This window comes from Streptomyces sp. NPDC091649 (genome assembly GCF_044756785.1).
Taxonomy (GTDB): Bacteria; Actinomycetota; Actinomycetes; order Streptomycetales; family Streptomycetaceae; genus Streptomyces.
Genome location: NZ_JBIVTR010000015.1, coordinates 125,628 through 148,560, shown reverse-complemented (window position 1 = coordinate 148,560; position 22,933 = coordinate 125,628). Strand labels below are relative to the sequence as shown.

23 protein-coding genes and 1 pseudogene are annotated in these 22,933 nt (G+C 72.6%); 13 read left to right on the top strand and 11 right to left on the bottom strand.

Annotated elements, in window-relative coordinates; translation table 11 throughout:
• Positions 1 to 18 precede the first annotated feature (18 nt).
• Positions 19 to 321 (top strand): hypothetical protein, encoded by a 303-nt coding sequence (locus tag ACIQMU_RS23895; RefSeq protein ID WP_402689636.1) that lies wholly within the window; start codon positions 19 to 21, stop codon positions 319 to 321.
• 398 nt (positions 322 to 719) lie between these two features.
• On the top strand, positions 720 to 1,148 hold the full coding sequence (locus ACIQMU_RS23890) for a DUF5959 family protein (protein WP_352242194.1): 429 nt from the start codon (positions 720 to 722) through the stop codon (positions 1,146 to 1,148).
• 393 nt (positions 1,149 to 1,541) lie between these two features.
• On the opposite strand, the gene ACIQMU_RS23885 is transcribed toward ACIQMU_RS23890, so the two are convergent.
• Entirely contained in the window at positions 1,542 to 2,738 is a 1,197-nt protein-coding gene (locus ACIQMU_RS23885) for a PP2C family protein-serine/threonine phosphatase (RefSeq protein ID WP_402689635.1), read from the bottom strand.
• Between the two features lie 370 nt (positions 2,739 to 3,108).
• Here ACIQMU_RS23885 and ACIQMU_RS23880 point away from each other — a divergent pair.
• From ACIQMU_RS23880 to ACIQMU_RS23845, 8 genes and pseudogenes are all read left to right on the top strand, one after another.
• Positions 3,109 to 3,316 (top strand): annotated as a pseudogene (locus tag ACIQMU_RS23880) (IS5/IS1182 family transposase); the annotation flags it as partial.
• Between the two features lie 304 nt (positions 3,317 to 3,620).
• On the top strand, positions 3,621 to 4,499 hold the full coding sequence (locus ACIQMU_RS23875; RefSeq protein ID WP_356727450.1) for a HipA family kinase: 879 nt from the start codon (positions 3,621 to 3,623) through the stop codon (positions 4,497 to 4,499).
• Positions 4,496 to 4,879, top strand: coding sequence for a DUF3037 domain-containing protein (locus tag ACIQMU_RS23870; protein WP_352242197.1), 384 nt, complete (start codon positions 4,496 to 4,498; stop codon positions 4,877 to 4,879). The genes ACIQMU_RS23875 and ACIQMU_RS23870 overlap by 4 nt, the downstream gene beginning before the upstream one ends.
• Positions 4,880 to 5,096: 217 nt before the next feature.
• Complete coding sequence (gene fabG / locus ACIQMU_RS23865) at positions 5,097 to 5,858, top strand: 3-oxoacyl-ACP reductase FabG (RefSeq protein ID WP_030582031.1); 762 nt, start codon at positions 5,097 to 5,099, stop codon at positions 5,856 to 5,858.
• Positions 5,859 to 5,877: 19 nt separating this feature from the next.
• Positions 5,878 to 6,633 carry an SDR family oxidoreductase gene (locus tag ACIQMU_RS23860; protein ID WP_402689634.1) on the top strand — a complete coding sequence of 252 codons (756 nt, stop codon included), beginning with the start codon at positions 5,878 to 5,880 and terminating at the stop codon, positions 6,631 to 6,633.
• A gap of 116 nt (positions 6,634 to 6,749) precedes the next feature.
• Positions 6,750 to 8,330: an ABC transporter substrate-binding protein gene (locus tag ACIQMU_RS23855; protein WP_352242200.1), complete on the top strand. Its 1,581-nt coding sequence runs from the start codon at positions 6,750 to 6,752 to the stop codon at positions 8,328 to 8,330.
• Positions 8,331 to 8,422: 92 nt separating this feature from the next.
• Entirely contained in the window at positions 8,423 to 9,106 is a 684-nt protein-coding gene (locus ACIQMU_RS23850) for a uracil-DNA glycosylase (RefSeq protein ID WP_352242201.1), read from the top strand.
• Between the two features lie 95 nt (positions 9,107 to 9,201).
• Complete coding sequence (locus ACIQMU_RS23845) at positions 9,202 to 9,744, top strand: hypothetical protein (protein WP_352242202.1); 543 nt, start codon at positions 9,202 to 9,204, stop codon at positions 9,742 to 9,744.
• A gap of 63 nt (positions 9,745 to 9,807) precedes the next feature.
• Here ACIQMU_RS23845 and ACIQMU_RS23840 read toward each other — a convergent pair whose 3' ends face one another.
• Positions 9,808 to 10,269 carry a hypothetical protein gene (locus tag ACIQMU_RS23840; protein ID WP_352242203.1) on the bottom strand — a complete coding sequence of 154 codons (462 nt, stop codon included), beginning with the start codon at positions 10,267 to 10,269 and terminating at the stop codon, positions 9,808 to 9,810.
• Positions 10,270 to 10,387: 118 nt separating this feature from the next.
• Positions 10,388 to 10,900: a DinB family protein gene (locus tag ACIQMU_RS23835; RefSeq protein ID WP_352242204.1), complete on the bottom strand. Its 513-nt coding sequence runs from the start codon at positions 10,898 to 10,900 to the stop codon at positions 10,388 to 10,390.
• Positions 10,901 to 11,040: 140 nt separating this feature from the next.
• On the opposite strand from ACIQMU_RS23835, the gene ACIQMU_RS23830 reads away from it, so the two are divergent.
• A complete protein-coding gene (locus ACIQMU_RS23830) occupies positions 11,041 to 11,946 on the top strand; it encodes a Gfo/Idh/MocA family oxidoreductase (protein WP_352242205.1) in 906 nt (301 codons plus the stop codon).
• Here ACIQMU_RS23830 and lnt read toward each other — a convergent pair.
• From lnt to ACIQMU_RS23810, 4 genes are all read right to left on the bottom strand, one after another.
• Positions 11,870 to 13,600: an apolipoprotein N-acyltransferase gene (gene lnt, locus ACIQMU_RS23825; RefSeq protein ID WP_402689633.1), complete on the bottom strand. Its 1,731-nt coding sequence runs from the start codon at positions 13,598 to 13,600 to the stop codon at positions 11,870 to 11,872. The genes ACIQMU_RS23830 and lnt overlap by 77 nt on opposite strands.
• 165 nt (positions 13,601 to 13,765) lie before the next feature.
• A complete protein-coding gene (locus tag ACIQMU_RS23820) occupies positions 13,766 to 14,272 on the bottom strand; it encodes a nuclear transport factor 2 family protein (RefSeq protein WP_352242207.1) in 507 nt (168 codons plus the stop codon).
• Positions 14,273 to 14,432: 160 nt separating this feature from the next.
• Positions 14,433 to 15,299, bottom strand: coding sequence for a universal stress protein (locus ACIQMU_RS23815; protein WP_352242208.1), 867 nt, complete (start codon positions 15,297 to 15,299; stop codon positions 14,433 to 14,435).
• 56 nt (positions 15,300 to 15,355) lie between these two features.
• Positions 15,356 to 16,432: a ferric reductase-like transmembrane domain-containing protein gene (locus ACIQMU_RS23810; protein ID WP_352242209.1), complete on the bottom strand. Its 1,077-nt coding sequence runs from the start codon at positions 16,430 to 16,432 to the stop codon at positions 15,356 to 15,358.
• A gap of 235 nt (positions 16,433 to 16,667) precedes the next feature.
• On the opposite strand from ACIQMU_RS23810, the gene ACIQMU_RS23805 reads away from it, so the two are divergent.
• Both ACIQMU_RS23805 and ACIQMU_RS23800 read left to right on the top strand, forming a co-directional pair.
• A complete protein-coding gene (locus ACIQMU_RS23805; RefSeq protein WP_352242210.1) occupies positions 16,668 to 17,342 on the top strand; it encodes a hypothetical protein in 675 nt (224 codons plus the stop codon).
• A 317-nt stretch (positions 17,343 to 17,659) separates the two neighbouring features.
• Complete coding sequence (locus ACIQMU_RS23800; protein ID WP_352242211.1) at positions 17,660 to 18,295, top strand: sigma-70 family RNA polymerase sigma factor; 636 nt, start codon at positions 17,660 to 17,662, stop codon at positions 18,293 to 18,295.
• 101 nt (positions 18,296 to 18,396) lie between these two features.
• Here ACIQMU_RS23800 and ACIQMU_RS23795 read toward each other — a convergent pair whose 3' ends face one another.
• From ACIQMU_RS23795 to ACIQMU_RS23780, 4 genes are all read right to left on the bottom strand, one after another.
• Positions 18,397 to 19,653: an MFS transporter gene (locus ACIQMU_RS23795; RefSeq protein WP_352242212.1), complete on the bottom strand. Its 1,257-nt coding sequence runs from the start codon at positions 19,651 to 19,653 to the stop codon at positions 18,397 to 18,399.
• Between the two features lie 64 nt (positions 19,654 to 19,717).
• Entirely contained in the window at positions 19,718 to 20,941 is a 1,224-nt protein-coding gene (locus tag ACIQMU_RS23790; protein ID WP_352242213.1) for an ATP-grasp domain-containing protein, read from the bottom strand.
• Entirely contained in the window at positions 20,938 to 22,098 is a 1,161-nt protein-coding gene (locus ACIQMU_RS23785; protein ID WP_402689632.1) for a pyridoxal-phosphate dependent enzyme, read from the bottom strand. The genes ACIQMU_RS23790 and ACIQMU_RS23785 overlap by 4 nt, the downstream gene beginning before the upstream one ends.
• Positions 22,095 to 22,835: a class I SAM-dependent methyltransferase gene (locus tag ACIQMU_RS23780; protein ID WP_402689631.1), complete on the bottom strand. Its 741-nt coding sequence runs from the start codon at positions 22,833 to 22,835 to the stop codon at positions 22,095 to 22,097. Before ACIQMU_RS23780 ends, ACIQMU_RS23785 begins: the two co-directional genes overlap by 4 nt.
• Positions 22,836 to 22,933 lie beyond the last annotated feature (98 nt).

Below are 22,933 nucleotides of genomic sequence, written 5' to 3'. Positions count from 1 at the left end.
TTCGTCGAGTGGTTCCTCTTGAGGTCCCGGTCCGAATCCAACGAGACCTCCGACAACGGAACGCTCTTCCAGCGGCAGATCTTCGAGGAGAGGGCGAAGGAGGGCAGGCCCGAACCGGCTCTCGGTTTCGGCGACTCCGCCCACTGGCGCAGCCTCGACGACCCCAGCGAGCCCCCCGACACCAACTGCTCGCTGAGCGTCCTCGACGGAAACCTCAGGGTGCGGGTCGATCTCGGCGGCGACGAGCACCCACCCGCACGCTGTGAGGCGGACGCCGAGAAGATCGCCGCGGCCGCGATCGCCGCCGCGGCTTCCAGCTGAGGCCCGCCCCCCGCCGTCGGGGGCCTGAGGGGCTGTCGTGCTGGGACCGCGTCGCGTTGGGTGACCGCCCACCGAGGGCTGCGATTCTCCGCTGCCGTTCCTGTTCGAGCGTGAGCCGCCCAGCAGGTGGGCTGAGCCGCCCAGCAGGTGGGCCAGGCCCGCCAACAATTCGGCCCACGGGGCTTCGGCGTACTCGCCGGTGCGCAGCACGGTCTGCTCGGCGGATCGGCGCGGAGGCCATGGATCGGGCTACGGCATCCCCTTCGGCGGCGACCTGTGGGCGGCGGGTTACGCCGTCCTGCGTAGCGTCGGGCAATGAGAACTGCCGGCAAAACGAGATGAAGGATGGCCTCAGGTCGGGCGAGGATCGCTTGGTACGCGCCGACGAAAGGGCAGCTATGGGAGACAGTCCTCAGAGGGAGCTCATCTCGCTCGCTGATGATGAGGGCAACAGCGTCTCGGTCAACGTTCTGGGACGTAGCCCCGGATGGACCGCCGGGCTCGACGCGGAGATCGTCGTCAAGACACCCTTCGTTTCCGGCCGTGTCGACCTGGCGCTGTATGTCGCGAGGTTGGAGAGCTGGGCCGACGCACTGGACCGGCTTGGCGCCGGCGAAGACGTGGCCTGGATGGAGATGAGCAGTGGGCCGTCCATCTTCATCCAGCTCACGGGTGAGCGTGACTGCCCTGAGGTGGTCGTGGAGGACGAGTCCGGGTCCATGGTGACCGTGCGCGTCCCGCTCGTCCCTCCGGACGACTGGATCGCTGATCATCGCCGGCGTCTGGGCCAGGTGATGGATCACTGGGTGCCGATGCTGTCAGGGTAGGGAGAGAAGTCGCCGCCGCCGGCAGATGAGGGCGCATCCGGGGGTCAGGAAGGCTTCGTGGATGTCGTCGCGGATCTCCAGGCGAATCCGCAGCCGGCGTAACCGCGGTCCACAAGGCTTCGTCCCGTCCTGGAGCCCCCTTTGACGCGCGGACCTGGCAGCCGTCGACGGCTGCCAGGGAGAAGTTCAGGGCGTTCGCGCTGCGGAGCTTGGCGAGGAGGACCTCGTGCAGCCGGGGCCGTACTTCCGGCCTCGGTCCACTCGGCCAGGCACCGCCAGCAGGTCATGCCCGACCCGAAGCCGAGGTCCCGTGGCAGGTGCTCCCGGGCGAGCCCGGTGTGCGGGACGAACAGAATGCGGGAGGTCTTGGCCCGGGCGCCGCCAGTGGGGTCATCACGCATCTCGGACGGGTGGGGCGGGCTGGAGTGCGATGGCCACGACATCGTCGGCGAGAGCGGGGGCCCATCGGACGAGGTCGTGCTGGAGGAAGTCGATGATGTCGGCGGGGGAGGGTGGCTGAGGACTGCTGCCGCAATGAGTCTGGAGACGCGCGCGAAGGGGGTAGAAAGTGCCGGCTCGGTCGCGTGCTTCGGTGACACCGTCGGAGTAGGCGATCAGGATGTCGCCGGAATTCACCGCGTGGGTGGCGGTCTGCGGCTGTTCGACGAGAAGGTCTCCCATACCCAGAGGCAGGCTGTGCTCGGTCTTCATGACAGTCGTGCCACATGAGTTGACGAGAAGTAGAGGCTGGTGGCCTCGGTCCAAAGTCCGTACTTCGCGACCGTCTGAGGAGAATTCGAGAAGAACCGCTGTAACGAAGAGCTCATCCACAGGCGTTACCGCATCTTCCGGGCCCTTCGGTGACACAAGAGCCGGAAAGGCGTCGCTGACGGCTGGGTCCAGCTCGGAGTTTTCGCGGTCGAGTTGCAGTGCTGTGTCGATCCGGTCGGCGAGTTGAGGAAGTGTTGGCTGAAGCAGGGCCGCTTCCCGGAAGGCCGAAAGAACTGTGGTCACGGTCTGGGTGGTTTCGATACCCTTGCCTCTGACGTCTCCGACAATCACGCGAATACCGAAAGGGGTCCGGCGGACGCTGTAGAGGTCTCCGCCGATGAGCGCCTCGTCATCGGCTGCGCGGTAGAAGCCGGCCACCCGCACCGGGCCGACTTGGGCGGGAAGTGGTCGCAGTAGGGCCAGTTGCACCACTTCAGCAACTGTTTGCACCCGGCGGAAGCGCTTCTCTGCCCGGAAGCGCACTGTGCATAGCGCAACGGAAAGCACGGTGACGAGGCCCAGCACGATCAGCGTGGTGACGGTCTGCGGACCGACGTCGTCCCCGAGCCCTTCGGCGAACGCCAACAGGACACGTCCGGCCGCACCGGTAAAGGCAACGCCGAGCGGAGGGTAGGCGAAAATTGCCAGCACGACCGAGGCCGTGATCAGCGGCCCGAAAAAGTAATGGGGCGGTGTCGCCTGATCAAGCACGATCGACACCACGATCAACGCGGGGGGAAGCCAACGCATCCAGCGCGGCGGCCACGGATGTTCATCGCCTTGACGTCGACGCTCCAGAGCGGACTGCCCGGTGCCCACAGCTGCGGCCTCCTTTCAGCTTGCCACTTCGCCCCGAAACTCGCAGCAAACATCTTGCATGAACAACACGGCATATACGGCATCAAATCACCCATGGCGAGGAGCCCTCCCCGGTATGCCGCCGTGAGAGACCGGACGTCCGGGTTTGGCCTCGTAGGCAGGACTGGAAGTTGGGAGCACGCGTGGGCCTTCCTCCGCGGCTGCGCCGCCGCTCGGGACGAGCCGTTGACCGAGGACGACGGCACGCCGCACAGGTTAAAGATCAAGTTAGGCGACGCTCGGCTGCTCCCCGCCGGCTGTGCTGTGCGTGAGTTCCACACGCTCCTGGGCACGCGGTCCGGCCCGATCACCAACCAGGATCCAATGCCGCCGCCCGCGGAGGTGTTCGTGCAGGACGAGTGCGGCGGTGTCCTCGTACTCCTCCCGTGCTATGCGCGAGCATCTACGAAGGCGCGGCATCCGGGCAGTGATCCCCATCCCGGCCGGCAAGGTCGCCGGCTGCGTCGCGGCAGCCGGGGCGGCGGCCCCCCGGCCTTCGATCGAGAGATCTGAAACAACGCAACACCGTCGAACGGTGCATCGCCAGTCGGTAGAGGTGGAGCTGCCAGGGGGGAAGCTGGAGCGCCCGTCGTGACTTCGGCCCGGTGGCTCGGAAATTCCTCGCCGGCGATCACTCTCGGTCACTATGCTGGCTTCGTGCCGGAGGCTGGCAGCAAGGGGCGCGGCACCATCGACGGGCTGCTTGGGAAGGGCGGGGCATAGGCTCACTGGCCGAAACTCCCCAGATTCTCCCCAGCGCCGTTGACCGGTGATTCCCGCCTCTACGCCTCGGAGAAACCGTCCGTGGACGGTAAAAGCCAATGAGATGGGTGGCCTGGGAAAGTGTTGGAAGAGGTCGTAGCGACCCGCTATGTCACACCCCTGCGGGAGGGTGGATCGCTCCCAGGGATCGTCGAGGCCGACGACCTGGGCACCTACGTCATGAAATTCACCGGGGCGGGACAGGGGCGCAAGACGCTCGTCGCCGAGATCATCTGCGGAGAGCTCGGCCGTCGGCTGGGACTGCGGGTGCCCGAGCTGGTGACCATCGAGCTCGACCCCGTCATCGGGCTCGCGGAGCCCGACGAGGAGGTGCAGGAGCTGCTCCGCGCGAGCGGCGGACTGAATCTCGGGATGGACTATCTGCCGGGCTCGTTCGGGTTCGACCCGCTCGCCTACCGGGTCGGGGCGGCCGAGGCCGGGCGGATCGTCTGGTTCGACGCGCTGATCAACAACGTGGACCGCTCCTGGCGCAACCCCAACCTGCTCGTGTGGCACGGCGACCTCTGGCTCATCGACCACGGCGCGACCATGATCTGGCACCACAACTGGCCCGGCGCCCAGGCGTCCGCCGCCAAGCCGTACAACGCCTCGGACCATGTTCTGGCCCCCTTCGCACCGGATATCGCGGCCGCCGCGGCCGAGCTCGCTCCGCTGGTCACCGAGGAACTGCTCACCGAGGTCGCCGCCGACGTGCCGGACGTCTGGCTGGCCGACGAGCCCGGCTTCGACTCCGCCGACGAGGTGCGCCGGGCCTACATCGCACCGCTGCTCGCGCGGGCGGCCACGATTCACGAGCGGATCACGCTGGACGCGCCGACCGCGACCCGGCCGTCCCAGGCCCCGGGATGGCTCACCGAGCGCCTGCCTCCCAGGCCGAAGCCGGCCGGCGACGACCGCGCCGCCGCGGCCGCTCCGGCCGGCGAGGAGGGTGGCCGATGACGCGGCGCGATGTCTTCGAGTACGCCCTCCTGCGCGTCGTCCCCCGGGTCGAGCGGGGGGAGTGTTTCAACGCGGGGGTGCTCGTGTACTGCCGGGCCCATTCGTTCGTCGCCGCCCGTACGCATCTCGACGAGGCGAAGCTGAGGGCGTTGGACCCGCGGGCCGATGTCGTCGGGGTGCGAGCCGCCCTGCGCGCCGTCGAGGGGGTCTGCGGCGGCGGCGAGGGCGCCGGGCAGGCGGCGGGCGACGACGCCGGACGCCGGTTCCGCTGGCTGATCGCCCCGCGCTCCACGGTGCTCCAGCCCGGTGCCGTGCACAGCGGCCTGACCGCCGATCCGGCCGCCGAGGTGGAACGGCTGCTCGACCTCCTCGTGCGCTGATCCGCGCCCCGGCGGGACCGCGACGGCACAGCGGCGGGAGCCCCGCCCGGTGTGACGTGCGGCCCGCCGGGGCGTGCGCCGTTGACACCGGGTGCCGGGGCTTCTAGCGTCTCGTCTGCTGAAGGTACTAAGCGGTTGCTCAGTGATCGGGGGTCTTTTCGTCCGGGAAGCGCCCCGACGCCCACTGAGCCGCATCCAAGGGCGAGGAGAACCAAGCATGTCCACCACCGAGCAGCGCGTCGCCATCGTGACGGGAGCGGCGCGGGGCATCGGCGCCGCCACCGCCGTACGCCTCGCGGCCGAGGGCCGCTCCGTCGCCGTACTCGATCTCGACGAGGCGGCCTGCAAGGACACGGTCGAGAAGATCACCGCCGCCGGGGGCACCGCGCTCGCCGTCGGCTGCGACGTGTCCGACGCCGGTCAGGTGGAAGCCGCCGTCGCGCGGGTCGCCGCCGAACTGGGCGCCCCGACGATCCTCGTGAACAACGCGGGCGTGCTCCGCGACAACCTGCTGTTCAAGATGAGCGAGTCCGACTGGGACCTCGTGATGAACGTGCACCTCAAGGGTGCGTTCCTGATGGCGAAGGCCGTCCAGGCGCACATGGTGGAGGCCAAGTTCGGCCGGATCGTCTCGCTCTCCTCCTCCTCCGCCCTCGGCAACCGGGGCCAGGCCAACTACTCCGCGGTCAAGGCGGGGCTCCAGGGCCTCACCAAGACGCTCGCCAAGGAACTCGGCAAGTTCGGCGTCACCGCCAACGCCGTCGCGCCGGGCTTCATCGTCACCGAGATGACCGCGCAGACGGCCGCCCGCGTCGGCATGGGCTTCGAGGAGTTCCAGGCGGCGGCCGCCACCCAGATCCCGGTCCAGCGCGTCGGCCGTCCCGAGGACGTCGCGAACGCCATCGCCTTCTTCGCGGGCGACGACGCGGGCTTCGTCTCCGGCCAGGTCATGTACGTGGCCGGCGGACCCCTCAACTGATCCGAAGGGCAGCGCAGACATGACGGTGCAGGACAGCGGGAAGGTCGCCCTCATCACGGGCGCGAGCCGGGGCATCGGCTACGGGATCGCCGAGGCGTTCGTCGCCCGCGGCGACCGGGTCGCCATCACCGGGCGGGGTGAGGACGCCCTCAAGGAAGCCGTCGAGCGGCTCGGCTCCGACCGGGTGATCGGCATCGCGGGCAAGGCGCACGACGAGGCGCACCAGGCCGCGGCGGTCGAGCGCACGATGGAGGCGTTCGGCCGGGTCGACCACCTGGTGAACAACGCCGGGACGAATCCGGTCTTCGGCCCCATCGCGGAGCTCGACCTGAACGTCGCCCGCAAGGTCTACGAGACCAACGTGATCTCGGCGCTGGGCTTCGCCCAGCAGACGTGGAAGGCGTGGCAGAAGGAGAACGGCGGGGCGATCGTCAACATCGCCTCCATCGCCGGGGTCTCCGCCTCGCCGTTCATCGGCGCGTACGGCATGAGCAAGGCGGCGATGGTCAACCTGACCCTCCAGCTGGCGCACGAGTTCGCCCCGGTCGTCCGGGTCAACGCGATCGCCCCGGCCGTGGTCAAGACCAGGTTCGCCGAGGCCCTCTACGAGGGACGCGAAGCGGAGGCGGCGGCCGCCTATCCGCTGGGCCGGCTCGGCGTTCCCCAGGACATCGGGGGTGCGGCGGCCTTCCTCACCTCCGCGCAGTCCGACTGGATCACCGGGCAGACCCTCGTGGTGGACGGAGGAATCTTCCTGAACGCGGGCGTGGGCTGAGCGGCGTGGCCCGGTTTGGCCCCGATTGAGTCAAGTGCCCTGTCGGGTCAGCAGGTTGACCCGGCAGGGCGCTGCGGTATGGTCTGCCGACCCATGGCTGATCGAGGAGCGTGCGCGTGTTCTACCGGGCCAGTCTGCAGGCTGCTGCAGCCCTAGCTTCCCTTTCTCTGCTGGCCGGCTGCGGTCTCCTTACCGACAGCGGGTCGGAAACGAACCAGGCGATAACCGTCGGGACGACCAGCTCCCCGTCCACACTCGATCCCGCGGCAGCCTGGGACGGATCGTGGGAGCTGATGCGGAACGTCTACCAGACGCTGGTGAGCTTCCCCTCCGGCAGCACGAGCCCGGAGCCGGACGCGGCGGAGTCCTGCGAGTTCACCGATGCCACGAGCATGGCCTACCGGTGCACGCTCAAGAGGAACCTGAAGTTCTCCAACGGCGAGAAGCTCGACGCCCACGCCGTGAAGTACTCCATCGACCGCATCGTGGACATCCACTTCAAGGGCGGCCCCGCCGGGATGCTCGGCTCCCTGGACCGGATCGAGACCAAGGGCGAGGACACGGTCGTATTCCACCTGAACAAGTCCGACGCCACGTTCCCGTTCATCCTCGCCACCCCCGCCATGTCGCTCGTCGCCCCCGGTGACTACCGCAAGGACAAGCTCCGCGACGACGGCGAGGTCACCGGGTCCGGCCCGTACCTCCTGGAGTCCTACAAGGACCGGGACACCGCCGAGCTGAAGAAGAACCCGGACTACAAGGGCTTCGCCAACCGCAAGAACGACGCGGTCACGATCCGCTACTTCGAGAAGTCCGCCGAGATGGTGAGGGCGCTCAAGGCGAAGGAGATCGACGCCACCTACCGGGGTCTGACCGCCGAGGAGGTCGTCAGCCTGGAGGACGACAAGGACGACAACGCCGGCCTGCAGATCGTCGAGAGCACCGGTGCGGACATCCGCTTCCTGGTGTTCAACCCGAAGGACCCGGCCGCCGCGAACCCCGCCGTCCGCAAGGCCATCGCGCACGTCGTGGACCGCGACGCCCTGGTCGCCAAGGTCTACCGGGGAACCGCCGAGCCCCTCTACTCCATGATCCCCAAGGGTATCGCCGGACACGCCACGAGCTTCTTCGACGTCTTCGGCGACCCGGACGTGAAGAAGGCGAAGAACATCCTCACCGAGGCCGGCGTCACCGAGCCCGTGAAGATGACGTTCTGGTACACCACCGACCGGTACGGCTCCTCGACCGAGCCCGAGTTCGAGGAGCTCAAGCGGCAGCTGGAGGCGTCCGGACTGTTCGAGATCACGCTGCGGGGCGAGCCCTGGAAGGTCTTCCAGGACGGCTTCAACAAGGGCGAGTACCCGGTCTTCGGCCGTGGCTGGTTCCCGGACTTCCCCGACCCCGACAACTTCGTCGCCCCCTTCGTTGGCAAGGAGAGCGTCACCGGCACCCCGTACATCAACAAGGAGATCACCCAGCAGCTGATCCCCGCCTCGCGGCAGGAGAGCGACCGGGGCGCGGTCAGCAAGCACTTCGAGCGGGCCCAGGAGATCCTCGTCGACGACGTCCGCCTGCTGCCGCTGTGGCAGGGCAAGCTGTACGTCGCCGCGGGCGAGGACATCGGAGGCGGCGAGCGCGCGCTGGACCCGCAGACCGTCATGCAGCTGTGGGAGCTGTACCGCAAGGCCAGTTGGTAGGCGCTGTACGGAAAGGGCTCCCGGGCCCTGTTGTCAGTGGGGCCCGGTAGGTTCGGGGATCAAGAACCTGTTGCTCACCGGAGGTTGTGAACGTGACCGATATCGACCTGCTCCCCGAGTCCTGGCGCGCCGTCCTCGGCGAAGAACTCCAGAAGCCGTACGTCAAGGAACTGGCGGACTTCGTCGAGGAGGAGCGGGCCAGGGGCCCGGTGTATCCGCCGCGCGAGCAGGTCTTCGCCGCCCTGGACGCCACCCCGTACGACCGGGTCAAGGTCCTGGTCCTCGGCCAGGATCCGTATCACGGCGAGGGCCAGGGGCACGGGCTCTGCTTCTCCGTGCGGCCCGGCGTCAGGACGCCGCCGTCCCTGCGCAACATCTACAAGGAGATGCAGCAGGAGCTGGGCCTGCCCGTGCCGGACAACGGCTATCTGATGCCCTGGGCCGAGCAGGGAGTCCTCCTGCTCAACGCCGTGCTCACGGTCCGGGGCGGCGAGGCCAACTCCCACAAGGGCAAAGGCTGGGAGAAGATCACCGACGCGGTGATCCGCGCCGTAGCCGAACGGCCCGATCCGGCGGTCTTCGTGCTCTGGGGCAACTACGCGCAGAAGAAGCTGCCCCTGATCGACGAGGAACGCCACATCGTGGTGAAGGGCGCGCACCCCTCGCCGCTGTCCGCCAAGAAGTTCTTCGGCTCCCGCCCCTTCACCCAGATCAACGAGGCCGTGGCCGCCCAGGGGCACCAGCCGATCGACTGGAGGATCCCCGACCTCGGCTGACGGGCCGCGAAGCCCGTGTCTGACCGGTTGCGCGGAGGTCCGGCGCTAGCGTCGGAAGGACGGCAACCGGCTGGACCGGCGACGAGGAGACCGCAGTGGTGGAGCAGCAGGAGGCGTCCGACGACGCCGTCATGACCAGGATGGGCCAGGCGATCATGCTTCTCCACGGGGGTGACCGGGAGGAGGCCCGCAACCGGTTCGGCGCACTCTGGTCGGAGCTCGGAGCGGACGGCGACCCCCTGCACCGCTGCACCCTCGCGCACTACATGGCGGACACCCAGGACGACCCCGGCGACGAGCTCGCCTGGGACCTGCGCGCCCTGACGGCCGCCGAGGGCCTGGAGGCCGCCGAGGGGCCGGGCGCCGGTGAGGAGGCGTGCGGTGGGGGACCGAGTGCCGGTGAGCGGGCGGGCGGCGTGCGGGCGGCGGAACCCCGGGACACCCCTGCCGTGCGGGCGTTCTACCCCTCGCTGCACCTGAACCTCGCGGCGGACTACCTCAAGCTCCAGCGCCCCGACTCGGCCCGCATCCACCTCCAGCGGGCCCGCGCCGCGGCCGAATCGCTCGCGCACGACGGGTACGGCGGCGGGGTGCGGGCCGCCATCGACCGGCTGGAGCTCCGCATGCGGGAGCAGTGACCAGGAGCCCGCGGGCGCCGTGGCCCGTGCGCCCGCGGGGGCGGGGTCCCGCGGGCAGGAGCGTCAGCGGCCGTACGTCTCCGAGCAGCTGCGGGCCGCCGGGCTGCCCGCGGGCCAGCCACCGTACCCACGGCCGAGCGCGCAGACGCCCGCCCCGCCATCGGGGACACGCGGCAGCGCGGGCACGGTGACGCCCGGGGGCCGGGGCGGCGTCCGGGGCGGCGGGTCCGCGCGCTCCCGCGGCCGGGCGGCCCCCGCCGGTCCGGCGCGCCGGGTCTCCGCAGGGGACCGGGTGTCCGGGGACACGGGCGAGGGCGGCCGGGCGGCCGACGGGCTCGGGTCCGGCACCGCCTCCAGCGCCTCACGGGCGGGCGGCTGCACGATCTGCGGAGCCACGTCCTGGACCGGCCCGGTCGCACCCGGACGCGGGGAGGGAACGGCCCGCGGCTCCACCGAGACGCAGCCGGATACGGAGGTGACCGCCAGACCGACCAGGAGGGTCGCGGTGATTCTGTTTCTCTGCACCCGGGCAACTCTGCGGTGCGGCCCGGCTCCCGGGGGCCCGGTGGGCGGGCGAATGGCCCGCACGAGTGACCCGGTCAGCACGGCGCCCGGGCCCGCCCTCGCCGCGGGGGCGCGACCGTCAGTCGCCGGTGGCGCCGTCCACCCGCTCGCGCACCAGGTCGGCGTGGCCGTTGTGCCGGGCGTACTCCTCGATCATGTGCGTATAGATCCAGCGCAGGCTGAAGGGCTTCCCGGACGAGCCGACGCCCTTGGAGAAGTCGTCCAGACCGAACGCGGCGGCGTTCTTCCGGGCCGCCGCGATCTCCGCCCGCCAGGTCGACTCCGCCTCGGCCCAGGTGTCCGACCCGGTCACCTGGAATTCGCCGTCCGGGTCCTCCTCGGTGCAGTAGAGGTCCGACAGTTCCTCACCCGCGAGCACCTCGCGGAACCAGCCGCGCTCCACCTCGGCCATGTGCCGCAGGAGACCGAGCAACGTGAGAGCGGAGGGCGGCACCGACGCCTCGCGCGTCTGGGCGTCCGTCAGTCCCGCGCATTTCATCGCCATGGTCTCGCGGTGGTAGTCGAGCCAGCCCTCCAGCATGGGACGTTCGGCGGCGTCGGGGGCGGGTTCGGAGCGTTCCGTGAAATTCATGGGGGCCATAGTGACTCACGATCATGGGCCTGGCCAGGGAGTTCGTGTGCGGACAGGCAGGAGGCGCGACAGCGGCGACGTATGCTGCCGGGGCGCGGACAGCCGCGCACGGCGGCGCGGCACGGCGACAGGGAGACCTCGTGAAGATCGGTTGCATCGGGCTCGGCGACATCGCGCAGAAGGCGTATCTGCCGGTACTCACCACCGCACCGGGCGTCGAACCGCACGTGCAGACCCGCACGCCCGCCACGCTCCACGCGGTCGGTGACGCCCATCGCATTCCGGCCGGCGCCCGCCACACGACCCTCGATTCCCTCCTCGCCGAGGGGCTGGACGCGGCCTTCGTGCACGCCCCCACCGCCGTGCACCCCCAGATCGTGGAACGCCTCCTCGAAGCCGGCGTCGCCACCTATGTCGACAAACCGATCGCCTATGACCTCGCCGACTCCGAGCGGCTGGTGAACCTCGCCGAGGAACGCGGCGTCAGCCTCGCCGTCGGCTTCAACCGCCGCTTCGCCCCGGGCTACGCGGAGTGCGCGGACCACCCGCGCGAGCTGATCCTCATGCAGAAGAACCGGGTCGGGCTTCCCGAGGAGCCCCGGTCGATGGTCCTCGACGACTTCATCCACGTCGTCGACACGCTGCGCTTCCTGGTTCCGGGCGCCGTCGACCACACCACCGTGCGGGCCCGGATCGTGGACGGCCTGATGCACCACGTGGTCCTCCAGCTGTCCGGCGACGGGTTCACCGCGATCGGCATGATGAACCGGCTGAACGGGTCGACCGAGGAGATCCTCGAAGTCTCCGGCCAGGACGCCAAGCGACAGGTCCTCAACCTCGCGGACGTCGTCGACCACGAAGGCCGTCCCCGGGTGCGGCGGCGCGGCGACTGGGTCCCGGTGGCCCGGCAGCGCGGCATCGAGGGCTGCGTGCACGCTTTCCTCGACGCCGTGCGCCGGGGCGAGACGCTCAGTGCCCGGGACGCTCTGGCGACCCATGAGCTGTGCGAGCGGGTGGTCCGGGAGGCCCTGGAGCAGGCCGCCTGAGAGCCCGAAGCCCCTCGACGGCGCACAGCACGGCCAGCGCCGCCAGCGCCCCGTACACCGGCCAGTCGCCGAACCGGCCGTACAGCGTGGTGCCGCGCCCCAGCGGCAGATCGAACACCTCCGCGGCGCTCGCGTCCGTGCCGAGCGGGCGGCCCACCCGCTCCCCCCGGGGCCCGTACGCCGCACTCATCCCGGTCAGCGTCGCGTGGACCGACGGGCGGCCGTTCTCGGCGGCCCGCAGCGCCCCCAGCGACGCGTGCTGGGCCGGGGCCCAGCTGTCCTGGAACGTCGAGGTCGCGGACTGGGCGACGAGCACCTGAGCCCCGTCGCGGACCAGCCCCCGGCTCATGTCGGGGAACGCCGACTCGAAGCAGACCAGCGGACCGATCCGCAGCCCGCGCGCCCCGTCCGGCAGGGTCATCACCACCTGGCGGTCGCCGCGCAGCCGGTCCTCGCCCGCCGCCCTGCCCACGGAGGTCGCCCACCCCAGCAGGGAGCGGGCCGGGACGTACTCGCCGAACGGGACCAGGCGCATCTTGTCGTAGCGGTCCCCGGTCGGCCCGCCGGGGCCCACGAGCACGGCCGACTTGAAGATCCCCGGCCGCCCCGAGCCGTCCGTCCGCCGGGCGTCCACGTTGACCAGCAGGTCCGCCCCGACCCGGCGGGACAGCTCCGCCAGCCGCCGAGGGGTCTCCGGTCGCTGCCACGTCTCGGCTCCGATGCTGCTCTCGCCCCACACGACCAGGTCCACCCCCCGGCCCTCCAGCGAACGCGTCAGCTCCGCGCCCCGCTCGAAACGGCGCGCGACACTCCCCGGCCCCTCCACGAGGCCCGGCTGCACGACGGCGATCCTGACCGTGCCGACGCCCTCCGGCCGGGGCGCCCAGGCCCAGATCGCCGTGACGGACAGCGCGCACACCACCAGTAGGGCCCCGGCGGCCGTCCGGGCCGAGCGGCCGGCGATCAGCAGGGTCACGCCCGTGTTCACCGCGAGCACCAGCAGGCTCACCAGCCACACCCCGCCCACCGACGCCACCCGCAGAGCGGGGGCCACCTCCCACTGGCTCGCGCCGAGCAGCCCCCAGGGCCCGCCGAGCCCCTCCCAGGACCGGATCAACTCGATCACCAGCCACCCGGAGGGGACGAGGACCACAGCGGCCGCGGCCCGGCGCCCCGACGGCGCCCCGCCGAGCAGCCGGGAGACCAGCAGGCCCCAGGGAGCCCAGAGCAGCCCGAGCAGAGCGGCCAGCAGCAGGATGAAGACATGGAGGTTCGGCATCAGCCAGTGGTGCACGGCGATGACGAACCCGCTCCCGCCGATCCACCCGTCCAGGGCCGCCCGGCGGGGCGAGTGCGCCGTACGGATCAGGGACAGCCAGGGGACCAGCGCCACGTAGGCGAACCACCAGAGGCCGGGCGCGGGAAAGGCGAGCGCGGGCAGCGCCCCGGCGAACAGCGCCGCCGCGCCACGGGGCCAGGGGGACGAAAGGGGGCCGGAGTCTCGCCGTCCGGACTCCGGTCCGCCACCGCGGACGCCGCCGGGAGAGCTGTCCTGCTCCTCGGCGGCACGGTCACCGCCGCCGCTGGAGGCGCCGTCACCGGAGGCGTCGGCGCTGCTGCGGCCGACCGGGAGGCGCCCGCCCCGAAATCGCATACCGTGCCCTCCTCGGTCGTGCGCGGGCGGGCAGTCGCCGTCACCGCGTCCGCCCCTGGAAACCCCTGGACACCCAGTGTGGGGGAGGCGATCCGCGTGGGACACAGGACGCGGCCGAGCGGGGCACGGCGCGCCGCCCGGGCGCCCCCGGGCGAGGGGGACGGCCTACGCGTCGGGCGTCCGACGCCACTTCTCGTGGACGGTGACCGTACGGATCAGCCAGCGCGGTTCGGCGCGGTGCAGCTCGAAGGCGTATCGGCCGCCGGTCACGAAGTCGGGTGCGGGGCCACGGGCCCGCCCGGGGTCCGCCTCGTCCGGCGCTTCCGCGCCGCCTGCCGCTTTCCGGTCCAGACACATCGGATTGAGATAGTCGGCCCGGACCTCGGCCCGGTCGCCCGGGTAGCCCCCGAGATCCTCCAGGTCGATCCGGCGGTTGACGATCAGATGCTGGCGCACGGGGAAGAGGCGCATCGTCTCTTCGAGCCACCGGGCGATCTCGTCGGCCGGGCCCTCCACACCGCCCGCGCTCCGGTAGTCCGCGCGGCCGTCCGGAGCGAACAGGGCTCCGTAGTCCGACCACGCCCCGTCGTCGACGGCCACCGCGTACTCGGTGATCACCGCATCGATGGCCATCCGGTCCATTACGGTCGCGAGCGCCACACGCTGTGTCATCGGCCCAGTCTCGGTCACGCCGTCCGTCAGGCCAAGGGGCCCGCGCCGACGGGACGCGGGCCCGCTCGGCGGTACCCCGGCGGGCGGCCCGGCGGAAACCGGAACTGCCCGGCTCGGCGGGACCCGGGGAGGCGGGCTCAGCCACGTGCGGGGCGGCGGCTCAGCACGGGACGACGGCGACCGGCCCCAGCGCGTGCGTGAGGGCCGTCTGCGCCACCGGGGACAGCCCGAGTCCGAGCGACTCCCCGCCCCTGCGGCGGCCGATCACCGTCAGGGCCGCCGTCGCCGACGCGGTCACCAGGGTGCGCGCGGCGGACCCGTTCACCGGCTCCCGGACGACCTCCACCTGCGGGTACTTCGCGTGCCAGCCCGAGGTCAGCTCGGCCAGGGTCCGGGCGGCCGAGCCCGCCGCCTCCTCCCGGTCCAGGAACGGACCGCCCGACAGCATCGAGGAGAACATCGTCCAGCCGTGCACGATCCGCAGCCGGGCGCCCGGCCGGGAGGCCGCGGTGGCGAAGGCGAACTCCAGGACCGCCTCGCTGCTCTCGTCGGCGGCCACCCCGGCGACGATGTCGGTGAACGCCTCCGCCTCCCTGGACCGGTCGTCCTCCTCCGGGCGGTCGTCCTGCACGACGACGACGGGACAGCTCGCCATCGACGCGGTGGCGAGGCTGTTCGAACCGATCATCAGCGAGCGGAAGCCCCCGAGTCCGCGTGATCCGACCACGACCATCGACGCGTCCCGGCTCAGTGAGACGAGGGCCGCTGACGGGAAGTCCAGCGGGGCCAGCGTCGAGGGCCGCAGCTCCGGCGCGATGAGCGCGCTGCGGCGTACGGCATCGCCCAGGAGCGCCTCCGCCTCACGCCGCCCGGTCTCCTCGTCGACCTGTCGGGTGAGCGGGCGGACGTGGACGATCAGCAGAGGCAGTCCGCGCCGCACGGCCTCCTGGGTGGCCCAGTCGAGCGCTTGCCGGCTGTGGGTGGAGCCGTCTACGGCGGCGATCACGGGAAGATCGTTGGTGGTCATGCCTCCGAGCCTACGTCGCCGGGCGGGTCGCCCCCGCCGGGGTCGCGGACGGTCTCTCAGTCGTGGTTGTGGGTGGAGGAGGTGTCCTCCGGAGGTGCGCCGCGCCCGCCGTCGTGGCCGCCGGCCACGACGGCGACCAGGGCCACCAGGACCGCCACCACCGCGAGCCGGCCGCCGAGCCGCAGGGCCCACCGGGTGCGCCCCCCGGCGGTCGCCGGGGGGCTGCCGGGCAGCTTCTCGGAGCGGCGGGCGGGCCGCGCCAGACGCAGGAGCAACAGCGCGGCGATCGGGAGCTGGAGCAGCCAGACACTGGTGCGGAACCAGCCGTCGTACCAGACGTTGGTCCCGTACAGCAGCGTGTGCCAGACGCTGAGCACGTAGACGACGATCACGCAGCGGTGCAGCACCCGCCAGGTCCTGTGACCGATGCGGTGGCGTACGTAGAAGAGCAGACCGAGCGGGATCGCGAGGTACAGGGCCGCCTGGCCGATGGGCAGGGCGATCCGCCCGGTCCCCGAGTCGTAGCCGCCGGGGACGAGGGACTCCACGAAGGCGGTGGCGAGCGCGGAGTTCCAGGACGCCGTGTCGTGCCGGACCAGTTCGGCCCCGAACAGCAGGGCGTGGGCCGCGATCAGGGCGATGGTGTTGAGGCTGGTGGTGCGGTGCAGGCGTTCCAGCCGGGGGCCCGACAGCGGGAGGCGGCCCGGCCGCGACCCGGACAGCATCAGGCCGAGGACGACGGTCCCCCAGGCCCAGAGCAGGGCGGACCAGCCGAACGCCTGGCTGAGGAAGTACATCCAGAAGCCGCCCGCGTCGGCCATGAACGGCATCACGGTGAGTGTGGAGGAGGTCTTGGCGCGGATGCGCAGGTAGAGCAGGACGAAGATCGCGGCGGTGATGAGGAGCGCCACCAGGCCGTCGGGCCACGAGGCCCGCAGATCGGAGCGGAGCGTCGGCCGTTGCGGCCCTCCGGGCGGCCGGGGGCCGGGGATCCGGCTGTCGTCGGGCTCGGCGCCGCCGGTGGCCGCGGCCGTGGTCGCGGCTTCATGTCCGGTCCCGGGCGCGGCCGGTGCGGCACGTCCGGGCGTCTCGGCGGCCGCTGCCGGTTCGGGGGCGGGGGGCGGATTCGTCATGCGGCCTCTTCGGGTGGGGGGATCGGCTGGCGGGGCGGATGCGGCGGCCCCGGGCCACGAGGCGTACGCGGGCGTGTTGTTGGAGCAGTCGGACACGGAGAGGGATAAGTTCCCCCCGGGTGGGTGTGACGTGGATCACTTGACAGTGCTGGTGGGGCAAACGCGCCGAAGTCCCGTTGTTTCGGCATCTGATGCCCTTCTCTCCGGGGCGGGTACGGCTGGCACGATGGCTGCCATGGGGTCCGGAACCGCACTCCGACTCGGGCGCACCGCGCTGTTCGCGGTGGTGTGCGTCACGGTGTCCGGACTCGGCCACGCGCTGATGTCCGGCGCGCCCCTGCCTCTTCCCGTCCAGGCTGCCGCTCTGCTTCCGGTGTGCGGGGCGGGGTGGTGGCTCGCCGTGCGCGAGCGGAGCGCTTCGGTGACCGTCGCGGCCCATGCCCTGGGCCAGTCGGGGCTGCACGCCTTCTTCGCCGTCGTCGGGTCCCGGCTGCCGTCCGGCTCCGGCGCGCGCCACTCGGGCGGCGGGCACCGTGCCCCGGGCACGACGCACCACTCTGCGGTCCCGGTCCCGATCGACGGCCCTTCGGACCTGATGGGACTTCCGGCCGCTTTCGACGGCACGGTGTTCACCCTCGGCATGGCCGCCGCCCACGCGGTGGCCGGGCTGGTCTGCGGCTGGTGGCTGTGGCGCGGCGAGGTCGCCCTCGCCCGGCTGGGCCGTTGCCTGGTGCTGTTCGTCCGGGGCCCGCTGCGGACGGCGCTGCTCCTGTGGTCCGCGACGCCGCCCGCCCCGCCGCGAGCCGCCCGGCGGCGCACCCGCCGCCGCCCCGGCCGTCGCCCCCAGGACCTGCTCGCCCTGCACGCCATCTCCCGGCGGGGCCCACCGTTCGTCCTCCGCTTCCGCTGACCCCCATCCGCCCTCCGGCCCGCGCGCTGGAGGCGGTACGGGTGTGCGCTCCGCGCACACCCGTGACAGGCATGCCGGTTTCTCCGGGCCGGCCCCAGCGGCGCCCCGGGACCGGTCACCGGAGCCGCGCGGCCAACGCCGCGGTTCCGCAAGGACGAAGGACTGCCGTGAAACCTCCCGCTCCCGCACCACCACCCGCCGCCGCACCACGATCCACCGTGCCGTCGGCCGCCGTACGACCGTCCGGCGCCGGCGTCGCACCACCGGTCGCCGCGCCGGTCGTCCGGGCATCCGCTCCCCGGCCCCCCGTCATCGGGGTGGCCGCCCCCCGTCCGCCCCGCCCCCGGGCCCCGGCCGCCCGGCGGAACGACGGGGAGATCACCGGCTGGGCACTGGCCGCGGGCGGCGGCGACCGCGAGGCGGCCGACCGCTTCGTCCGGGCTACCTACGAGGACGTCCGGAGATTCGTCGCCTACCTCAGCTCCGACGTCCCGGGGGCCGACGACCTGGCGCAGGAGACCTACCTCCGGGCGCTGAGCGGACTGGCCCGCTTCGCGGGGCGGTCCTGCGCCCGGACCTGGCTGATGTCGATCGCGCGGCGCGTCGTCATCGACCGCCACCGCGCCGCCGCCGTACGCCCCCGGACCGCCGACACCGCGGACTGGCAGACCGCCGCGGAACGGGCCCAGCCCCGCCACCTGCCCGGATTCGAGGAGTCCGCCGCGGTGCTGGACGCCCTGCGCCGACTGGAACCGGCGCGCCGCCAGGCGTTCGTCCTCACCCAACTGCTGGGCGTCTCCTACGAGGAGGCCGCTTCCGCCGCCGGCTGCCCGGTCGGTACGGTGCGCTCCCGCGTGGCGCGCGCCCGCCGCGAACTCGCCGGGCAGTGGCGTGCGGAACCGGCCGACGCCCACCGGGGTCCGCTCGCCGGATCAGTGACCCGGCCCGTCTGACCCGGTCCGCCCGGTCCGCCCGGTCCGCCCGGTCCGCCCGGTCCGCCCGGCCCGGTCGGCCCGGACGCCCGATGCGGTGCGCACGTTCCGGACCGGAGGCGCTACGCGGTCTCCGCCCGGGGTCCTCCGGGGTCCCGGGCGGTACGGCGGCGGAGCAGGAACACCGGCAGCAGCAGGCACTGGAGGCAGACCGCCGCCCAGAACACCCGCGCCGAGCCCGCCGACTCCGCCGCCGCGTACAGCTGCCCGCCCACCACCCCACTGGCGAACGCGCCGATGCCCGCCGCCAGTCGCTGACGCCCGAACACGCTCGCCGGGGGAGCGGCCGACCGGGCCAGCGCCGCCAGGTCGTTCTTGAGGAAGAGCACGACCTCCCCGAGACACAGCAGGGCTCCGCCCACCGCGATCCCCGGGCGCCCCCCGGCTCCGATCGCCGCCATGCCCGCCGCCATCGCGCCGAAGCCCCACCGCAGCGCGGCCGGATGGCTCAGCACGGCGATCCGCTCGGCCAGCAGCGGCTGTGCGACGACGAGGAGGGCGGCGTACCCGGTCAGGACGGCCCCGTAGAAGCCCGCCGACGTCCGGGGGACCGCGTACAGCGCCAGGTAGTGCTGGAAGAACATGAACGCGTACACGCTCAGCACGGTCGCCACGAACGGCGAAGGCCCGGGGCGGGAGGGGTCACAACCCCGGGTCACGCCGACGGCGGGCGGGGCCGAGGAGCCGCCGGGGGGCCGGTCCGCCGCTTCCGGCGGCAGCAGCGCGTGCCCGGCCCCCACCAGCGCGAACAGCACGGTGACGCAGGAGAACAGCACCCCGGGGGAGCCCATGACGAGCGGCGCGGCGGCCGGAGGGCCCAGCGCCATCCCCGCGTTGAAGGCCGAACCGCTCGCCGCCAGCAGCCGGGGCCGCCGCGCCGCGGGTCCACCGTTCACCAGGTACGCCTTGTTCGCCGGGAGATACAGTGCCGCGCCCGCCGACACCAGCAGCAACGCGCCGATCGCCAGGACCGGGCTGGTCAGCCCGGGGGCGAACGCGGCGAAGCCCGCCGTGCGCAGTCCCAGCGCCAGCAGCATCGCGCGCCGCAGCCCGATCCGCCCGGTCACCGGACCCGCGACCGCGCCCCCGGCGAACTGGATCAGCGAGGCGACGGCCAGCACGAAGCCGACCGCGCCGAGTCCGAGGCCGAGCCGCTGGTGCAGCAGCACCGACATGTAGGGCAGCACGGCGAAGCTGCCCAGCGTGATCAGGAACGAGCCCGCCAGCAGGAACCGCTGGGCGCCGGTGAGCGGCGCGCGCCCCGTGTCCCCGGAGAACGCCCCGGCCTCCGTCGCCCGGCCCGGCCGCCGGCGGCTCATCTCCCCGCTCTCCCGGAGCACCGGCGGCGATGCCGGCTCCCACCGCACCGGCGGCGGCCCCGGCTCACGCCGGACCGGTGACGACCGGGCGGACCCGGACGGCGGCGCTCCACGCCCGGTGCTGGGCCAGCTCCGCCGTCCGTGCCTCGGCCAGCACCATGCCCGTACAGCCCCGTTGGTCGCCCACGTGCGCCACGCTCTCACCGGGCTCGCGGACCGGGAACCACTCCACCGCCCCGGGGAACGCCACGAGTTCGTCGAGGCCGAGCCAGCCCTCCAGCACCCCCGGCCGCTCCGCGTACACCAGGACGAAGCCGTACGCGGGCCCTCCCGCGTCGAGCGGGGCGTCCAGCAATGCCGGACGGCGGCCGAGCGCCTCGTCCATCATGGCCGTGTAGACGTTGGTCCGCAGCGTCCGGCACAGCACCTCGCCGACCAGCGCGCCGCCGATCCTGCGGTTGATCTCCACCAGTTCGGGCCCGTCGGCCGTCAGGACGAACTCCACATGGGCGAATCCCCGGGCGTGCCCCGCCGCCGCCAGGACCCGGCCCGCCCACGCCTCGATCCCGGCCCGCTCCTCCTCCGGAAGCGCCACCGGGAACGCCGCCGCCTCCTCCCGCACCACCGCCGCCCGGGACGTCTGACGGCTCAGCACCCCGAGCAGCCGGGTGGCCCCGTCCCAGCTGAGCGTCTCCGCGCTGTACAGCGGACCGGCGAGGAACGCCTCGGCGAACAGGCCGCCGATCAGACGCTGTCGCCCCGCCTCCGCCAGCGCCCGGCGCAGGGCCTCCTCGTCGTGCACGATCCACACGCAACGCGAGGAGGTGCCGGCCGAGTCCTTCAGGACCGCGGGCAGCCCCACGGCCCGCAGCACGACCCCGGCACCTTCGGGACCCGGCGGGACGGGTACGGCCGTACTCCGGCTCAGCCCGTGCGCGTGCAGCGTCTGACGGACCCGGCGCTTGTCCCGCAACAGCCGTACGGCTCCGGGATCCGCGCCCGGGAGTCCCAGTTCGGCGGCCAGTTCGGCGGCCGGCAGGCTCCAGGTGTCCGTGGTGTTGATCAGCCCGGCCAGACCGGGCACGGCGGCCAGCGCCCGCCGGGTGGCCCCGGCGTCCATCGTGTCGACGTCCACGACATCCAGCGCGTCCGGAGGCAGGACCGCCAGCTCGTGCCGGTAGACCGAACGGTCGCCGGTCAGCAGGCACAGCCGGTGCCCCGATCCGGCGGCGGCCTCCGCCATCCGGCCCAGGCCGAAGGACAGGGACTCCAGTGCGGCGATCGTCATGGCAGCGGCTCCACGGTCGGTACGGGGGAGGGGGTGTCGCCCTCGACGGTCCGGGCGGCCTCCGGAGCGGCGCGCCCGGCCCACTCCATCACCGACCACGGCGGACGCAGGTCGGCCGGCGAGGCGATGGTCCGAGGCCGCAGGCCGGCCGGGTCCAGCGCCTCGGCGTGCCGGGCGAACACGCGCTCCGCGTACCGGTGCCCGGTGTCGGCGCCCAGCACCAGATGCAGCCGGCCGGGATCACGGGCCGCCTCCCAGGCCGCCGTCAGATGGGCCGCCCCGGTGGACAGGCCCGCGAACACCGCGTGCTCCCGCAGCAGTCCGACCGCCCCGGCCATCGCGTGACGGAAATCCAGCCAGTGGACGGTGTCGTACAGCTCGTGGCGGACGTTCCCGAACGGAATCGAGCTGCCGATGCCCGCGATGATCGCCTCCGGGTCCTCGAACCGCTCGCTCCCGAAGGTCACGCTGCCGAACGGCTGGATGCCCACCAGCCGCACCTCCCGCCCCGACTCCCGCAGCGCACGGGCCAGTCCACCGGTCGACGCACCCGTGCCCACCGCGCCGACCACGGTCAGCGGGCCCCGGGGCAGCGCCCCGGTGAGCAGCTCCGCGAACTCCCGGTAGCCCTCGTGGTGGATCCCGTCGTGGTACTGCCGCATCCAGTGGAAGTCCGGCCGCTCGGCCAGCAGCCGGCGCACATGGCGCACCCGCAGCTCCTGGTCCAGGCGCAGGCTCCGCGAGGGCGGCATCGCGTCGACCGTCGCGCCGAGGACCTCCAACTGGGCCCGCATGGTGGCGTCCACGGTGGTGGAGGCGACGATGCGGCAACGCAGCCCGTAGCGGTGGCAGGCCATGGCGAGTGCGAGCGCGTAGATCCCGCTGGAGCTGTCGACCAGGGTCTGCCCGGGGACCACCCGGCCCCGGCGCAGCAGCGAGCGGACCGCGCCGAGTGCCGCGTACACCTTCATCGTCTCGAAGCGGGCGAGGACGACGTCGCCGGTCAGCCGGATCAGGTGCGGGGTCTTCACCGCGTCGGTGATGTGCTCGTGGACCGTCGCGGCGGCCCGGGGCGGACCCGCCTCGGCCCCGGTGGGCGCGCGGGGACCGGGGTGCGGTGCGGCCCCGCGCGGACGGGCGTCCCAGCCGGCCCTCACGTGCGCCGCCCGCGGACGATGAGCCGGTCCGAGTGCTGGTCGTACCCGGAGGCGTCGAAGCCGCCGAAGCACTCGACGTCGGTGAAGCCCGCGCTCTCGAAGAGGGCGTGCAGCTCGGCCGCCGAGTACAGCCAGGACGTGATGGACGCCGTCCGCGCCGACGTGCCGCGCACCAGCGTCCAGTCCGTGCGCAGCCGCCGCCAGCTGTCCAGGACGGTGTCCCGCTGGACGACGTAACCGCCGTCCGGCAGATCGACCGCCTTCGGCCGCCCGATCCAGCCCGCCAGCACCTCCTTGCCCATCACGTCCACCAGGAGCCGGCCGCCGGGTGCGAGGCTCTCGTACGCGTTGCGCAGCACCCGGAGGTTGTCGTCGGCCTCGGCGAAGTAGCCGAACGACGTGAAGACGTTCAGCACCGCGTCGAAGGCGGCCGGCTTCCGGTACGTGAGCATGTCGGCGCGCTCCAGCCGGACCCCGGCGCCCGCAGCGTCACAGGCGGCACGGGCGCGCTCCAGCATCGAGGGCGACAGATCCACCCCCGTCACCTCGTACCCGCGGCGGGCCAGCGGCACCACGAAGAGGCCCGGCCCGCAGCACAGGTCCAGGACTCTCGCGCCCGGTGGGAAGTCCAGCAGGGGCGAGGAGGCGACCAGGGCGGCGGCGGACCCGGCCCGCGCCGGCGGGAACATCGTCGGGGCGAAGTCGGACCAGAGCGTGTCGTCCTCGTACCAGTGCATGTCTCGCGGCCTCCTCGCGGGCCCGGGGGCCCGATGGGTGTCCTGCTGCCGTCGCCCCGGCGGCCGTGTCGTGTCACCGGCCGCCGCTTCCGTCACCG

Coding starts and splice junctions, on each gene's coding strand:
- ACIQMU_RS23890 (WP_352242194.1), top strand. CDS start 720: ATGGGAGACAGTCCTCAGAGGGAGCTCATCTCGCTCGCTGATGATGAG.
- ACIQMU_RS23795 (WP_352242212.1), bottom strand. CDS start 19,653: ATGAGCCGCCGGCGGCCGGGCCGGGCGACGGAGGCCGGGGCGTTCTCC.
- ACIQMU_RS23805 (WP_352242210.1), top strand. CDS start 16,668: ATGGGGTCCGGAACCGCACTCCGACTCGGGCGCACCGCGCTGTTCGCG.
- ACIQMU_RS23870 (WP_352242197.1), top strand. CDS start 4,496: ATGACGCGGCGCGATGTCTTCGAGTACGCCCTCCTGCGCGTCGTCCCC.
- lnt (WP_402689633.1), bottom strand. CDS start 13,600: ATGCGATTTCGGGGCGGGCGCCTCCCGGTCGGCCGCAGCAGCGCCGAC.
- ACIQMU_RS23810 (WP_352242209.1), bottom strand. CDS start 16,432: ATGACGAATCCGCCCCCCGCCCCCGAACCGGCAGCGGCCGCCGAGACG.
- ACIQMU_RS23815 (WP_352242208.1), bottom strand. CDS start 15,299: ATGACCACCAACGATCTTCCCGTGATCGCCGCCGTAGACGGCTCCACC.
- ACIQMU_RS23790 (WP_352242213.1), bottom strand. CDS start 20,941: ATGACGATCGCCGCACTGGAGTCCCTGTCCTTCGGCCTGGGCCGGATG.
- ACIQMU_RS23820 (WP_352242207.1), bottom strand. CDS start 14,272: ATGACACAGCGTGTGGCGCTCGCGACCGTAATGGACCGGATGGCCATC.
- ACIQMU_RS23860 (WP_402689634.1), top strand. CDS start 5,878: ATGACGGTGCAGGACAGCGGGAAGGTCGCCCTCATCACGGGCGCGAGC.
- ACIQMU_RS23780 (WP_402689631.1), bottom strand. CDS start 22,835: ATGCACTGGTACGAGGACGACACGCTCTGGTCCGACTTCGCCCCGACG.
- fabG (WP_030582031.1), top strand. CDS start 5,097: ATGTCCACCACCGAGCAGCGCGTCGCCATCGTGACGGGAGCGGCGCGG.
- ACIQMU_RS23835 (WP_352242204.1), bottom strand. CDS start 10,900: ATGAATTTCACGGAACGCTCCGAACCCGCCCCCGACGCCGCCGAACGT.